The 13,716-nt window shown below is 63.2% G+C and carries 16 protein-coding genes; 5 read left to right on the top strand and 11 right to left on the bottom strand.

The annotated features are described in order from the left end of the window. Positions 1-281: 281 nt before the first annotated feature. Positions 282-449: a hypothetical protein gene (locus AC3WN8_RS08785; protein ID WP_492667625.1), complete on the bottom strand. Its 168-nt coding sequence runs from the start codon at positions 447-449 to the stop codon at positions 282-284. 313 nt (positions 450-762) lie between these two features. On the opposite strand from AC3WN8_RS08785, the gene AC3WN8_RS08780 reads away from it, so the two are divergent. Both AC3WN8_RS08780 and AC3WN8_RS08775 read left to right on the top strand, forming a co-directional pair. Further along, on the top strand, positions 763-1,020 hold the full coding sequence (locus AC3WN8_RS08780) for a GlsB/YeaQ/YmgE family stress response membrane protein (RefSeq protein WP_492669028.1): 258 nt from the start codon (positions 763-765) through the stop codon (positions 1,018-1,020). Further along, entirely contained in the window at positions 1,017-1,691 is a 675-nt protein-coding gene (locus tag AC3WN8_RS08775) for a GFA family protein (protein WP_492669170.1), read from the top strand. The genes AC3WN8_RS08780 and AC3WN8_RS08775 overlap by 4 nt, the downstream gene beginning before the upstream one ends. A 253-nt stretch (positions 1,692-1,944) precedes the next feature. On the opposite strand, the gene AC3WN8_RS08770 is transcribed toward AC3WN8_RS08775, so the two are convergent. The 5 genes from AC3WN8_RS08770 to AC3WN8_RS08750 all read right to left on the bottom strand — a co-directional run bounded on the left by AC3WN8_RS08770 (position 1,945) and on the right by AC3WN8_RS08750 (position 6,827). After that, positions 1,945-2,760 (bottom strand): trypsin-like peptidase domain-containing protein, encoded by an 816-nt coding sequence (locus AC3WN8_RS08770; protein ID WP_492669027.1) that lies wholly within the window; start codon positions 2,758-2,760, stop codon positions 1,945-1,947. A gap of 35 nt (positions 2,761-2,795) precedes the next feature. Next, entirely contained in the window at positions 2,796-4,697 is a 1,902-nt protein-coding gene (htpG, locus tag AC3WN8_RS08765; protein WP_492669026.1) for a molecular chaperone HtpG, read from the bottom strand. Between the two features lie 114 nt (positions 4,698-4,811). Then, the gene (locus tag AC3WN8_RS08760) at positions 4,812-4,991 is read right to left on the bottom strand and encodes a YdcH family protein (protein ID WP_492669025.1); all 180 of its coding nucleotides are present in this window, start codon (positions 4,989-4,991) and stop codon (positions 4,812-4,814) included. A gap of 287 nt (positions 4,992-5,278) precedes the next feature. Then, positions 5,279-5,734, bottom strand: a complete 456-nt coding sequence (locus tag AC3WN8_RS08755) for a GFA family protein (RefSeq protein ID WP_492669024.1) — start codon at positions 5,732-5,734, stop codon at positions 5,279-5,281. A gap of 97 nt (positions 5,735-5,831) precedes the next feature. Further along, entirely contained in the window at positions 5,832-6,827 is a 996-nt protein-coding gene (locus AC3WN8_RS08750) for a GlxA family transcriptional regulator (protein WP_492669023.1), read from the bottom strand. A 240-nt stretch (positions 6,828-7,067) separates the two neighbouring features. On the opposite strand from AC3WN8_RS08750, the gene AC3WN8_RS08745 reads away from it, so the two are divergent. Further along, a complete protein-coding gene (locus tag AC3WN8_RS08745) occupies positions 7,068-8,105 on the top strand; it encodes an alpha/beta hydrolase (RefSeq protein WP_492669022.1) in 1,038 nt (345 codons plus the stop codon). 59 nt (positions 8,106-8,164) lie between these two features. Beyond that, on the top strand, positions 8,165-8,668 hold the full coding sequence (locus AC3WN8_RS08740) for a DinB family protein (protein WP_492669021.1): 504 nt from the start codon (positions 8,165-8,167) through the stop codon (positions 8,666-8,668). 37 nt (positions 8,669-8,705) lie between these two features. Here AC3WN8_RS08740 and AC3WN8_RS08735 read toward each other — a convergent pair whose 3' ends face one another. Beyond that, positions 8,706-9,014 carry a DUF1214 domain-containing protein gene (locus AC3WN8_RS08735; protein ID WP_492669020.1) on the bottom strand — a complete coding sequence of 103 codons (309 nt, stop codon included), beginning with the start codon at positions 9,012-9,014 and terminating at the stop codon, positions 8,706-8,708. A gap of 61 nt (positions 9,015-9,075) precedes the next feature. Next, the gene (locus AC3WN8_RS08730) at positions 9,076-9,207 is read right to left on the bottom strand and encodes a hypothetical protein (protein WP_492669019.1); all 132 of its coding nucleotides are present in this window, start codon (positions 9,205-9,207) and stop codon (positions 9,076-9,078) included. 330 nt (positions 9,208-9,537) lie between these two features. Between AC3WN8_RS08730 and AC3WN8_RS08725 the strand changes: the two genes are divergently transcribed. Next, positions 9,538-10,017 carry a Ros/MucR family transcriptional regulator gene (locus tag AC3WN8_RS08725; protein WP_492669018.1) on the top strand — a complete coding sequence of 160 codons (480 nt, stop codon included), beginning with the start codon at positions 9,538-9,540 and terminating at the stop codon, positions 10,015-10,017. Between the two features lie 347 nt (positions 10,018-10,364). Here AC3WN8_RS08725 and AC3WN8_RS08720 read toward each other — a convergent pair whose 3' ends face one another. The 3 genes from AC3WN8_RS08720 to AC3WN8_RS08710 all read right to left on the bottom strand — a co-directional run bounded on the left by AC3WN8_RS08720 (position 10,365) and on the right by AC3WN8_RS08710 (position 13,658). Continuing rightward, positions 10,365-11,351 carry a threonine ammonia-lyase gene (locus AC3WN8_RS08720; RefSeq protein ID WP_492669017.1) on the bottom strand — a complete coding sequence of 329 codons (987 nt, stop codon included), beginning with the start codon at positions 11,349-11,351 and terminating at the stop codon, positions 10,365-10,367. Next, positions 11,338-12,309, bottom strand: a complete 972-nt coding sequence (locus AC3WN8_RS08715) for an ornithine cyclodeaminase family protein (protein WP_492669016.1) — start codon at positions 12,307-12,309, stop codon at positions 11,338-11,340. Before AC3WN8_RS08715 ends, AC3WN8_RS08720 begins: the two co-directional genes overlap by 14 nt. A 158-nt stretch (positions 12,310-12,467) precedes the next feature. Then, entirely contained in the window at positions 12,468-13,658 is a 1,191-nt protein-coding gene (locus AC3WN8_RS08710; RefSeq protein ID WP_492669015.1) for an acyl-CoA dehydrogenase family protein, read from the bottom strand. Between the last annotated feature and the right edge of the window lie 58 nt (positions 13,659-13,716).

Raw genomic sequence — 13,716 nt, 5'->3', positions numbered from 1 at the left:
AGTTCGATCTGTATGCGCAAACAGATCGAGGGAGGCAGGCGATACGCTCAAGGAGGCCGGAAGTTTCCGGCGCACATTCGGCGCCGCATTCGAGGTGGCCGCTTACGCTCTGGCAGTCTCGCCTTTCGGCCTTCGTGCAGCCAGCCTCAACCACGTCTCGGCGGCCTGGACATGGACGCGGGCGCGCTGCGGCAATGGTTCAGCTTCCGCACGACGCATCGCTTCCTTGGCACGCATAATCAGCACATCGCGAGTTTCACGGATCGGCGTCACATCTGTCATTACGCCACCACCCGCAGCTCGACAGGATTTCCCTCGCGGGCGATCCGCTCATATTCGTTGGCGATGCGAAGATGCGCCTGCTTGGCGCATTTGTCTGCCGCCTCCTGGGCGCGCTGGCGCTCTTCCTGCGCCCGCCGCTGGAAATATCTCACATCATCTTCTGTCATGGTGCGTCTCCATTTCCGGTTCCCCCCCGGCTATGGGCGCAAATCATCTAGCTCGGCGCAGCACCGAAATCATTGATCCAGATCAACGGTATAGCGACTTTTTGAACCCGTTTGCAGCAAGAGGTGGAGAGCTTTCTCCCAGCCTCCGCATACCCCGACCCCAGGTGGATCAATGTGCAGCTGGTGCAAGGGGCATACGGATCCGCAGCCGCGATTTCCTCTGAACGGCGATCGTCGCCTCATGGATGGAACCAATGACCTCGGCCATCGGTATCATGACCATCGCATAACCCACAAATACCGGGAGGATCTCATGAATCTGATCATCTGGCTTGCCGTCGGCGGCGTGCTTGGCTGGCTCGCGAGCATCGTCATGCGGACCGACGCTCAGCAGGGCATTTTTCTCAACATCGTCGTGGGTATCGCCGGCGCATTCCTGGCCGGCCTCGTCATTAGCGGCGGGTCGATCAATAATGCCGGTTTCGATGCGCGTTCGCTGATCGCGTCCTTCGTCGGCGCGGTGGTGCTGCTCGGCATCGTCAATCTGGTCCGGCGCGGGTCGGTGCGCTGACACGGCAGCCCTCCGAAACGGCGACCGGCCTCGAAGGCGGCTGTGCCTGTGGTGCGATCCGCTATCGCCTGGCTTCGCCGCCATCGGACGCGGGCTATTGCCATTGCCGAATCTGCCAGCTCACGAGCGGCAGTCCCGTCATGGCCTTCGCGACCGTCCCGCGCGGCGATTTCGTCATGCTCCGCGGCGAGCCCAGGCACCGGGCCTCCTCAAATTTTGGCGAGCGCTGGTTCTGCCACGACTGCGGCAGTCCGATCGCGATGCTCGTCGAGCATCAGCCCGAAACTCTCGATTTTGCGATCGCAACGCTCGATGATCCCGGGCTCGTAGCACCAGGTTTTCATATCTGGACACGCAGCCGCATCAGCTGGTTCGACGCTGATGACACGCTTCCCCGCCATGAGCGATTCCGGCCCGATACGGTGGGGCTCGATGATTGCGTTGCTGCCGGCGCTCCGGCCGGCAGCGCACCAATGGAGACCGATATGAATGATCGCAGCGCAACTGAGCCCGAAAAGAGTGCTTCCAAAACCGCCAAGGACAATCACGAGGATCGGGACGCCTCCGGAACCGCATCCACCAATGCCACACAGCGGATCGAAAAAGGCGATCCCAAGGCGAAGGACGTCAACCCGCTGGCGCCCCCCATCAATATCGAAGCCGGCAGTTGAAGATGCGATGACCTGGGTCGCAGCGCCAATTATCTGAAAAGAAAATGCGCATATTCAACAGGCAGAGAGAGGCGCTGAGGCAGCTGCGCTTCAACCGTTTCGAACTTCGCTCAGGAGAGGCTTGTCCAGCAAAATAGGGCGCGAGCGGTCCCCATTGCCCCTAAAGCCATGTTTTACCGGTCGGTGCGATCAGGGCTGCCAGTCCAGCGCAGCTCCTGCCATCGGTCTTGGATTTGTCAATCGCATGATCGGCTCAGATCGCGCGATCGGCTTGCGCCAGTACGGCGCGCACCACGCTGGCGGGGACCGCAAAACCGATGCCGACATTGCCTTCTCCGCCCGGTGCCAGGATCGCGGTGTTGATCCCGATCACCTCACCACGCATGTTGATCAGCGGCCCGCCCGAGTTGCCGGGATTGATCGGCGCGTCGGTCTGGATCAGGCCCATGCCGCTTTCCGGAGTCAGTCCGCGCCCCAAGGCGCTGACGATACCTGCGGTCACCGTCTGGCCAAGGCCGAAAGGGTTGCCGATCGCGACAACATAATCGCCGACCTGGGCATTGTCGGCGGTTGCCAGCGGCGCCGCGGTCAGTCGCTCGGGCGGAATGCGCAGCACCGCCAGGTCCGCTCCGGGACTGACCCCCACCAACTCCGCCTTGAACTGACGCTTGTCCTGCAGGACCACGATGATCGCCAATCCTTCGCCGACCACATGATTGTTGGTGAGGACCAGCCCACGCGCGGCATCGACGATCACGCCCGATCCGGCGGAGAGCCGTGGCTGAACCGCATTGTCCGGCACCCCCATGAAGCGGCGGAAATATGGATCGCGCAGCAACGGGTTCTGCGCATAGGGCGATGGATGGGCGACCGCGATATTGACCACCGCAGGCGAGACCCGGCGGACCAACGGCGCCACGCTCAGGCGGTCGAGCGGTACAGGCTCGCCGGAGGCGGCTAGCGCAACGCCGTTCTGCGCTTCGTTGCTGCCGCCCAGTCTCTCGCAGGCGGGCACTAGCGTGGTAGCGCCGAGCAATGCCGCCAGTGCAAATGCCGCATTCCGCATCATTCATCCCTCCCCGACCGGACAGGCCGGACCATTCCTCAGTCCAGCCCGCGTTCCAATATGCGCGCCAGCCGCGCGGAAAAGGCGCGCGGATCGGCGGGCAGCTCTCCATCCGCGATGCGCGCCTCATCGAGCAACAGGTGGGCGACATCCTCGCGCAGCGCGGCCCGCTCATCCCCACCCTCGCCCAGCCGCACGATCAGCGGGTGCCGCGGATTGATCTCGAGGACCGGCTTGGAGACAGTGCCGAGTTGTCCCGCACTCGCCAGCAGCTTTTCGAGCTGGCGGTCCATCGCATTGTCGGATGCGACCAGGCAGACCGGGCTTTCGGTCAACCGCTGGGATGCACGCACATCGGAGACCGCGTCGCCGAGCACGCTCTTGAGATAGGCAATGGTGGCCTCCAGAGTCTCGGAGGCGGCCGCTGGCGCTTTCTCCCCCTCGGCCAGGGGGATCAGTTGCAGATCGGCCTGGCCCTGCATGACCGACCTGAACGGCTTGCCTTCATATTCGGCTCCGGCCCCGGCCCAGAAACTATCGACCTGGTCCGTCAGCAACAGCACCTCTATGCCCCGGGCCCGGAACCCCTCCAGCTGCGGCGAGGATGCCAGCCGGTCCAGATCGGGGCCGGTGGCATAATAGATTGCGGTCTGGTTTTCCTTGAGCCCAGCCGCATAATCCTTGAGCGAGCGCCACTCGCCCGGAACTGCGGAACTGCGGAAGCGCGCAAGGCCGAGCAGCGCCTCGCGCCGGCCGGGATCCTCGTAAAGGCCTTCCTTCAGCACGGCGCCGAAATTGTCCCAGATCTTCAGATACGCATCGGCATCGCTCGTTGAGAGCTTCTCAAGCTCGCCCAGCACCCGGTTCGCCACGCCTTTCTGAATCGCCGCGAGCGTCGGACTCTCCTGAATCATCTCCCGCGAGACATTGAGCGGCAGGTCGCTGGAATCGACCAGTCCGCGCACGAAGCGGAGATAGCGCGGCAGGAGTTGCGCTTCGTCGGTAATGAATACCCGGCGGACATAGAGCTTCATCCGCCCGGCTCGATCGGGGTCGAACAGGTTGAACGGCTTCATGCCCGGAATGAACGCGAGGACGGTATATTCGTGCCGGCCTTCGGCGCGGTAATGGAGGGTCAGAGCGGGCTCGTCGAACTGGCCGGCCGCGGTGCGATAGAAATCCCTGTAATCCTCCGCGCTGATCTCGGACTTCGGCTTGGTCCAGAGCGCGGCGCCGTCGGCGACCTGCTGGGGCTCGGCGTCCGGCTTCTCTCTCAACAGGATCGGCACCGGCACATGGCCCGACTGCGCCTTGATCGTGCGCTCCACGGTGAAGCGATCGGTGTAGCCGACGGCATCCTCCTTTAGTTGGAGCACGACGCGGGTGCCCCGCGCCGGCGCGTCGGCGAGGTCGGCGGGCTGGATCGTATAGGTGCCAAGGCCGTCGGACGACCAGGTCGCGGCACTGTCTGCTCCCGCGCGGCGCGAGGTGACCTCGACCCGATCGGCGACCATGAAGGCCGAATAGAAGCCCACGCCGAACTGGCCGATGAGCTGGCTGCCCTCGGCATCCTTGGAACCGGCGACCCGCTCCATGAACGCCTTGGTTCCCGAGCGTGCGATCGTGCCCAGCGCCTCGCCGAGTTCTGCCTCGCTCATGCCGATACCGTTGTCCTCGATGGTCAGCCGGCGCTGCTCCGGATCGAGAGTGACGGTGATGCGTGGCTGGCCGTCGTCGCCGAGCAACGCCGGGTCGCTCAATCCTTCGTAGCGCAGCTTCTCCGCCGCGTCGGCGGCGTTCGAGACGAGCTCGCGCAGGAAGACGTCCTTGTCCGAATAGACCGAGTGCACCATCAGGTGCAGCAATTTCGCGACGTCGGCCTCGAAGGACCGGGGTTCGGACGCGGCGGCGTCGGGTGCGTTGGTGACGGTCGTCGTCATGGGCGGGTCCAATGATCTCCCCTGTTGATCGGCGCCCAGATGGACGTCCGACCGATTGATTCAAGATATGGTGTGGCAGAAAGCGGCGAAGCCGTACTGGCTTCGCCGCTGCCATCAGGCGGCCCGGCTGCCGCCGATGTCGCGATACGCGGACATCTGGTCCTTTACTGCCAGCTTCAACTTCTTGAGCCGCGCGACCAGGATTTCGTCCGGGCATCGCTCTCGCGCGATCCGGGCGAGTTCAGCGTCGAGGCGGGCATGCTCGCGCCTGAGATAGTTCATGTGATTGGACATCGTCATCTCCATGCCAAGTGAGGATGTGAGCATCCGTGTGGGATGCGGCCTGAAGATAGGAAAACCCCAGGCCGGTTTTCAACATCGCGCGCCGATCAAACGTCATTTCGCCCACAGCCCGCAGACAAGCCGTTGTCCAACCCTGACACCGGCGCAGGCGTCTGCGGTCAAAAACCACTTCTTTTTACCGAGTCCGCATCGCCGGCATCCGCCCTCGCCATTTCGAGCGCAATCGGCATTCGCTAGCGCCGTTTGGACCGTTTTACACGCGCCGCTATCCTGCCCTGTCAGCCGAGCAACGCCCGCCATTCTTCGGGCGATGCCGGCTGGGTTTCGAAATGCGGTACATCGGAGGGCAGCGCGAACCAAGGCTGCCGACTTTGCGTCCAGATATGAAAGGCGGGGCGGACCTCGAATGTGTCGGCCAAAGTGCCCGCACGCAGGACGGCAAGACCGCCCCAGATGGGATTGATCGTATAGAGCCGCGTAAAGCAGCGGCCGCAGAGATGCAGTTTCGCGGCGACACCGTTCGCTTCCTGCCGATCGACGACAAAGGTTTCACCTTCGATATGAAAGCTGGCCATCGCAACGGGCAACATGATCGCAAAGGCGCTACCGCTGCGCTTCTGGCAGTCGCGGCAATGGCACGCATAGGCGCGGTCGGGCCGGCCGCGGGCGGAATAGGTGACGGCGCCGCAGAGACAGCTGCCCACAAGATCGCGGGATCCGGATCGCTCGCTCATCAGTTCCTCCTCGCCGCTCACGATGGCGGCGCCAGGCGAGGATACCAGCATCGCAATGGACAAATTCCGGGCCGAATTCGCCAATCGGCCTGCAAGGTCACCCGCGACGCCAGGCGGGGAAAGGTGAGGGTTTGACGGGCCCCGCGCGCGTTCGCAGCTCGCGGGGGCCCACGCCCAGACGCTTGCGAATGACAAGCCGCAATGTCGAGGGATCGCGATAGCCTACGCGGAAAGCGACTTCCTCGAAAGGCAGCGCAGTGGTTTCCAGAAGCTCGACCGCCCGCTCCACCCTGAGCTGCTGCAGGAACTGGATCGGCGATAGTCCTGTCGCGCCATGGACCCGGCGCGCAAAAGTTCGCGAACTTTGCCCCACGGCGGCGGCGAGTTCGCGCACGGTCAGTTCGTCATGAAGGCGCGGCCGGGCCCACGCAGCGGCGCGAGCGACACTCTCATTCGCCGCGGCAAGCAGGCCGATCGCCATATAGGGGACCTGGGAACGCCGCTCGTCGAGTACCATCGTGCGCGCGCAGGCCTGGGCGATTTCGGCACCCGCGTGCCTTGCGACGATGCCGACCATCAGATCCATCTGCGCCATCGCAGCGCCCGCCGTCGTGAATGCTCCGTCGGTCACCACCAAGTCTTCGCTGTTGAGCAGAACGTCCGGAAACATCTCGCGAAAGTCCGGCGCGAGCCACCAGGCTGTCGTTGCATGCCGTTGGTCGAGCAGACCGCTATTCGCAAGCAGCAGCGTTCCCGTGCAGGAACTCGCGATCTCCGCTCCGGCACACGCTGCCGTGCGGACCCACTCGCGAGCCTTCTCCGCATCGGCGGCCGCAAGCCGGTCCCTGTAGGACGTCGCTTTCGAAAAGCCCTGTGCCGGGATGATGAACAGCGATGGCGTTTCATGCCGCGCTTCGGGAAAGGCGAGAAATGGCCGGAACAGCGCGGCCCCCGACCCGGCAAGGCGGACGTCGAACGCGGGCGGCCGCCCAAGGGTAGCACAGCTTCGATTTGCCATTGCGAGAACGTCGATCGTGAGTGTCACACTCGACGCGAGCGCGCCGTCGAGCGCGAGTATCGTCGTTGCCAGCATCGGCGTGTCTCCTCCGGCTTCTTACGGCGCTCACCACCTGTGACCAGTGTCCAGAATGACAAGTTTAGAGGCTAATTCGCCAATATTTGGCGAAAACGCCATTGGAATTGACCGATAAGCCACTGTTCGAGCGAACGACCATCGGCGACCCTTTGGGCCGGCAACGGACAAGGGCACAAGTCGATGGGAGCAAGCCGAGACAGATTTTGGAAAACGGCACTGCGGTCTTTCGGTATTTTCATGCTTGCCGGCTTGCCACCCGTTTCGGCAGCGGCGGATGAAGCCCCGCCTCTCTCCGACGATATGGCTCGCCAGTTCGTCATCCCCCACGACCGGGTCGATATCGGCGGCCGGGTACTCAACCTCCATTGCATGGGATCGGGCAACCGAACGGTCCTGTTCGATGCCGGGGGCAGCGACTGGTCGGTGATCTGGGCACTGGTGCAGCCGAAGGTCGCGGAAAATCTCCGCGCCTGTGCCTATGACCGCGCGGGTCTCGGCTATAGCGATCCCGCGATGCTTCCGCGCACGCCCGCGGCCATCGTCGAGGACATGCATGCCCTGATCGCCGCAGCGAAATTACCGAAGCCGCTGATCCTCGTCGGCCACTCGCTCGGCGGATTCAACGCGAAACTCTATGCCGCGCTCTATCCCGAGGACGTCGCCGGACTCGTGCTCATCGACCCTGCCGAGGAACGGCAGTCCGAACGGGGGCGGGCTTTTCTCGCGGCAAGATATGACCGGCTGCTGGTTGCGAGAAGCGAACTGCTCGACAAGGCCTGGCTCGGCTGGCTGCTCGATCGCTACCGCGAATGCGCGCGTCTCGGCGACGAGACGGTGATGGATCCTGCTTCGACGACCTATCGCCGCTGTTCGGACCCCGTCCGCCCCCAACTCGGCCCGCTGATCGCCGCCGAACGGCAACGCATCCAGGTGATGCCGGGCTATCAGCGCGCGCAAGCGTCGGAGATCCTCTACAGCGTCTATGGCGACCCGGCAGGAGATCCCGTCTATGCGGCCCTGTTCAGACCCGGGATTTTCGGCAGCAAGCCCCTCATCGTCCTGACGCATGGCGATTATGACAGGCGCGATCGGCTCGAGGAAATGAACCAGGCCGTGGGCATCTATTTTCACCAGGCGACCGCCCACCTCTCGCGCATAGGCACCCAGCGCGTAATCGAAGGATCGAGCCACAATATCGAGATCGACAAACCGATGGCGATTGTCGAGGCAATCGCGGAAGTCGCGGCGAAGCTCGACGCGCGCGCATCCCGATGACTCGCTTATGCCCGCCCCACCACGCTCAAAGCGCAACAGACGGAGCCGCGAGCGCCAGCGTGCGCTTGCTGACACGCTACAAGGCGTGGGCAAATAATATTGCCTTCCAAACGGTTATCGCGCTGCCCGAGGGCGAGGCCACGCGCCCGCGGCCAACGCGGTTCGGGAACATCGTCCACACATTGAACCATGTCTATGTCGTGGACGATATCTTCCGGGCCCATCTTGAGGGCCGTCCTCACGGCTACACCGCGCGCAATGCAGAGCATCCGCCCGAGCTGATGGACTTGTGGGAGGCGGTTCAGGCAATGGACCGCTGGTATGTGTCCTATGCCGATGGATTAACGCAATCGGCGCTCCGCGAAATTGTCCATTTCCAGTTCGTCGACGGCACCCCGGGCGCAATGACGCGCGAGGAAATCCTCCTGCATGTCGTCAATCACGGCACCTATCATCGCGGCTTTGTGGGAGACATGCTGTATCAGGTGCCCGCCGTCTCGCCCGCGAACGACCTGACGGTCTTTCTGCGCGATGCGGGCGCCGCAAGTTTGCCACCAGGCTGAGCAGGCATTGCAGGACCGCTGCCGGACGTCTGCCACCTCACTTTCGAAGGCCCGCCGCGTCCGGCGGGAGTTTCGACGGGACGTGCCGCACGATTGCAGGCGGCTGCCAGCTTCCGGCGATCACCGAGGGCGCCGCTACGCGCGGTTGGAACATCCGCAGTATCGGAACGAAACCCTTGGGCGTGGGAAGCCAGTTCGCTTCTGTGTCCCGGCCCGGCGACCGGTTCTGCAGATAGATCGTCAAGAAACCATCGCTATTGTATTTGAGCGGGTCCCGCGGGCTAAGAGTGAAGCGGTTGAGCGGATTCGCGTATCTTGCGATACGAACACAGTGCCTACTGAGCACAGATCGCGGGCGTTGGGCTGCTCGACTAGCGAGCCCTTTGCACGGCACGTTGCTGCCGATGCTATCTGATGAGGCACGCGGGCAGCAGACCGAATATCAGCGTGACGCTCGCAGCGCAGACGTCCGCTGACCAGCGACCCATTTCTTCGGCGAAGCTGTCGATAAAGCGCTTGCCCGGCGAGCGCGTATCCATCAGCTCATCCATTCCAGATAGATTTGCATCGCAGCGTGCATGTCGATCGTTGGGTCGGCTTGGAGCTGTGTGATTTTCCCGGCAGCGGGGTTTCGCTCACGGGACCGCACGGCAACGAGCGCGACGCAAAACGTCTCGGCACTGGTGCTACTTTTCTTCACAATTGCTCGTGATTATTCAAGATCGATCACTGTAAATCGGCTGGAATCAGCACTTCAGGATTCTTCCAGGACTTCACCCATCCAGACATACACGACAGCTTGACCCTCTAGAGCTTGCAAGCAGGCCTCTATGGATGCAGGCATAGCGCGCTGCTCTGGAGTACTGATCATGATCGTTGACGTTGATGAGGGGTTTAGCCCCGTCGAATTAGCTGCTGAGCTTGTCATGGCATGGCTGAGCAATCCGAATACGAGAGTAGACGCTGATGACGTTCCAGCGGCCCTCAAAGCCATGCATGGGGCAGTCGTTGACCTTACAGGTGTGACGTCATCAGGTGAGGCTGCCACTGAGTCTCGGCCCGAATTCACCCCTGCCGTTTCAGTCAGGAAGTCCCTTGCCTCCAAGGATCACATCATCTCGATGCTGGATGGCAAGCCCTACAGGACCTTGAAGCGCCATCTCTCAACCAACGGGCTTACCCCTGAGGAATACAGAGAGCGATTTGGGCTCAAAGCCGATTACCCGATGGTTGCCCCCTCCTACGCTGAGGCAAGGAGCGCTTTTGCGAAGAAGATTGGGCTGGGACGCAAGCCAAATTCGCTGATCAAACAAAAACAAAAACGGCCATCAGCAAGCAAGAAGCAATGATCTGATGCATTTCCATAGCAAGGTGGACTTATACGGAAAAACGTATTTTTACGTTTAATACGTCTTTCCGTATATAATTGCACCCCGTCAAACCAACTGCAACATCCGTTAATGGGCGCACGATATGGCAACGGAATGTCCCGTCCCTGCACGCCGTATAGCCCGTTCCGCTCCTTCAACTCAGTTCGTGAGAATCGCTCCAGAGCGACTTAAACCAGCCTGCGCAGCAATAGTGCGGCGATGAACGAACTAGGCAATCGCAGAAGCAGGAGGTGGGACGCTGGGCCAACAACAGATGCGAGAACAGCCACCTGTCATTTCGAAGACAGGAGTGAGCAAGCCGCCGATCAGGGCACCCCGCCCTGTAGAATCGTCGTCAGATGCTGGGGGTCTAGATGGCCGCCCGATAGGACGCAAACGGTCGCGCCTTCGCGGGGGGTCGCGATCGCCGCAGCGACGGGCGCAGCGCCTGCACCCTCGACGATGACGTGATGGCGCCGGGCCAGCAGGTCGATCGCATCAGCTACCTGCCGTAACGTGACCTGTTGCGAACCGGCCATATAGTCGCAGGCGAGCGGCCACATGACGGGTAGCACTTCTGGGCCGCCCATGCCGGTAACGAAGGTGGTGTCATTGAAGTCGATCCGCACTGGCTCGCCGGCTTCGAAGGCGGCAAGCAGCGGCGCACCGGCTTCGCTCTCGCTGGCGATCGTGCTCGCTCTCGAACCGGCGGCCCGCAGCGCTGCGGCGATCCCCACGGAAAGCCCGCCCCCGCCATAGGGGGCCAGTACCGTCTCGACCTCCGGCAAGTCTTCCAGGATTTCCAGGCCGATTGTGCCGTTGCCGGCAAGCACCTCGGGCGCGGCGGCGGGATGGATGAAAGATGGGTCGGCCGGCGGCTGCGCCATCATCGCCCACCATTCGGCGTACGGAATGCGCTTGACCGTCGCGCCGAGCCGCTCAAGCGCGTCCAGCTTGCTGCCGGCTGCCGTTTCCGGAACGAAGGTGCGGATTGCAATGCCAAGCTGGCGGCCCGCATAAGCCAGACCCTGTGCAAAATTGCCGGCGCTCGCCGTCGAGACTAGGCCTTGGACCGCGTGCCGGCGAGCCAGCAGGGCGTTCGCGGCACACCGAATCTTGAACGACCCGATGGGTTGCAGGCTTTCAAGCTTCAGATAGATCGGATGCTGGCTGTCCACCTGCAGCCGCAGCAGCGGCGTGCGGATCGCCAGTCCCCGGATGCGCTGCGCGGCGTTCGTGAACGCGTTTAGGGAAAGATCGTATGCGTTCGCCATCATTGCCTGCAAAATTTGCGGTTGCTCAACGCGCGTCACCCGCGAGCTTCAAGCTCTGTCCATGCAGATACGCCACCGCCGCCAGATCCTGCACGACATGGCCGAGCGACTTGTAGAGCGTGATCTGATCAGCCCGTTCGCGACCGGCGATCGTGCCGGCCAACACCTCGCCGATCTCGCCCGCGATATGCGCGTCGGACAGCAGCCCCGCCTCCTGCGCGGCCTGCAATTCCGAAGCTTGTGCGAGCGCGCCTGGGCGATAGTCCGCAATATACCGCGCCGCGACGACCAGTGCGCTGTCCACTTCGACCGGACCAAGATAGCTTGAACCGACAAGATTGACGTGCGTACCGGCGCGCACCCAGTTGCCGAACAGGATCGGTTCGACCGACCCGCTGACCGTGCAAATGACATCCGCAGCGCGCGCCGCGCGCTGTCCGTCCGGCTCCGCTTCGATCGACAGCCCCAGGTCGGACGACAGCCGCGACGCGAGCACCTCGGCAGCGGCCGGCGATCGGCCCCAGATCAGAACCCGCCGAAAGTTGCGCACTTGGCCCAGCGCCCTGACGTGCGCATCGGCCTGGGTGCCGGTGCCGAACACGGCCAGCGTCTCCGCGTCGGCGCGGGCGAGCGCATCAGTCGCCGCCGCCGTGGCGCAGGCGGTGCGGATTTCCGTCACCGCCTCGGCATCGGCGACACATTCGATCTTTCCCTGGTCCCCCGAAAACAGCGCGACGACACCGCGATGTCGCGATCGTCCCGGCCGCGCCGGATCACCCGCGACGCTGACCAGCTTCGCACCGAAACTGTCGATCGTGCGCAAACTGCCTGGCATCAGTCCGAACAGCATCTGGTCCGAAATGCGAAGGATCTGGCGCAGCGGCTGCGCGTCACCGCTTTGCGAGAGCGCGCGCATCGCGTCACGCATCGCAGCGATGCATCCGGGGTAATCGAGCAGGCGATGAACCGCCGCCGCATCGTATAGGGCAATGGTCATCGGCCTCCCTTGCGATCCTTGCCACCCTCGCCGGTCGCGTTTGCGTCGTCCGCCTCGGTCTTCACCGCATAGGGCGAACCGACCTGGCAACAACTGCCGCCTCCAGCGCCGGAAGTTCTTACGCTCACAAAGCGTCTGCAGGGATTAGGCAGCATGGCTCATGGCGCCCAAAAGGAGGCAGCGCGGCCACGGAAAATCAGGCTGCGCTGCACTTCGCTAGAACCGCCCAAGATGGTGAACGCCCGCCCGAACAGATAGTTGAGCATGACCTGCGGTCCGTCCGCCGCCCCCTGCGTCTGATCGAGGCGATCCGCCTCCAGCAGACCGGACTGGTCACGTAACGCATCCTCGCGCAACGCTCGCACGCCAAGCTCGGCGATTTGCTGCTGAAGCTCGGTAAGCAGCAGCTTCATGATCGATGCATTCATGGGATGTGCGGCCCCGCGCACCGCCAGCACCGCTTGCCGCCGCTCGAGCGCGTCCAGGCCCTGTAGCTTGATCTCCGCTTCGCACAGAGCGAAATCGATCGCGTTTCGCGCATCGCGCTGTTCGGGATCGCTCGCGTCGAGTTCGGTGTCGAGGATCCGGCGAACTTGCGCGATCTGCTTGCCGAGGGTCGCGGGCGAACCGACGCTGCCGCTGCGTTCATGCTCCAGCAGGAACTTGGCGATGGCCCAGCCCTCGCCCTCTTGTCCGACCAGATTGGCGATCGGGACCCGAACATCGGTCAGGAACACTTCATTGAGATGGTGCAGACCGTCGATCGAGTGGATCGGGCGAATCTCGATGCCGGGCGAGCGCATGTCGATCAACAGGAAGCTGATTCCGGCCTGAAGGCGCCCCTCACTGCTCGTGCGGACCAGCGCAAACATCCAGTCGGCCCAATGCGCATTGGTCGTCCAAATCTTCTGCCCGTTGACGACATAATCGGCGCCGTCCCGCACTGCCCGCGTCGCGAGCGCGGCGAGGTCCGACCCGGCACCGGGTTCGGAAAATCCCTGGCACCAAAGCACCGCCCCGTCGCGCAACGGCGCGAGATGGCGTTCGACCTGCTCCGCCGTGCCGAACCTGTACAGGACCGGCCCAAGCATTTCCAGGAACGGGCTCAAGGGCGGGGCGTTGGCGGCGTCCAGTTCCTGCCGAAAGATCGCACGCTCGTTCACGCTCCAACCCGTACCGCCAAATTCGACTGGCCAGCTCGGCACCGCCCAGCAACGCCGTGCGAGAATTCGGTGCCATCGCTGCTGCGGCTCGGCACTGATCAGCTGGCTGGTACGGGGCGCGTTGGCGAGGTCGGGGGTGAGTTCCGCGGCCAGGAAGGCGCGGACCATCGCACGAAAATTCGTCATGCCGGCTTCTTGCTGTTCAACGATATGGTCGTTCGTGCCCAATCGCGCGCTCCCGCAG

This window comes from Sphingobium sp. FW305-3-2-15-F-TSA7, assembly GCF_058787155.1.
The sequence above is the reverse complement of the archived record's forward strand: the minus strand, read 5'-3'. Positions and strand labels throughout refer to the sequence as shown.

Coding starts and splice junctions, on each gene's coding strand:
- AC3WN8_RS08770 (WP_492669027.1), bottom strand. CDS start 2,760: ATGATGCGGAATGCGGCATTTGCACTGGCGGCATTGCTCGGCGCTACC.
- htpG (WP_492669026.1), bottom strand. CDS start 4,697: ATGACGACGACCGTCACCAACGCACCCGACGCCGCCGCGTCCGAACCC.
- AC3WN8_RS08780 (WP_492669028.1), top strand. CDS start 763: ATGAATCTGATCATCTGGCTTGCCGTCGGCGGCGTGCTTGGCTGGCTC.
- AC3WN8_RS08730 (WP_492669019.1), bottom strand. CDS start 9,207: ATGGATACGCGCTCGCCGGGCAAGCGCTTTATCGACAGCTTCGCCGAA.
- AC3WN8_RS08760 (WP_492669025.1), bottom strand. CDS start 4,991: ATGTCCAATCACATGAACTATCTCAGGCGCGAGCATGCCCGCCTCGAC.
- AC3WN8_RS08725 (WP_492669018.1), top strand. CDS start 9,538: ATGATCGTTGACGTTGATGAGGGGTTTAGCCCCGTCGAATTAGCTGCT.
- AC3WN8_RS08710 (WP_492669015.1), bottom strand. CDS start 13,658: ATGACGAATTTTCGTGCGATGGTCCGCGCCTTCCTGGCCGCGGAACTC.
- AC3WN8_RS08785 (WP_492667625.1), bottom strand. CDS start 449: ATGACAGAAGATGATGTGAGATATTTCCAGCGGCGGGCGCAGGAAGAG.
- AC3WN8_RS08750 (WP_492669023.1), bottom strand. CDS start 6,827: ATGCTGGCAACGACGATACTCGCGCTCGACGGCGCGCTCGCGTCGAGT.
- AC3WN8_RS08745 (WP_492669022.1), top strand. CDS start 7,068: ATGCTTGCCGGCTTGCCACCCGTTTCGGCAGCGGCGGATGAAGCCCCG.
- AC3WN8_RS08715 (WP_492669016.1), bottom strand. CDS start 12,309: ATGACCATTGCCCTATACGATGCGGCGGCGGTTCATCGCCTGCTCGAT.
- AC3WN8_RS08755 (WP_492669024.1), bottom strand. CDS start 5,734: ATGAGCGAGCGATCCGGATCCCGCGATCTTGTGGGCAGCTGTCTCTGC.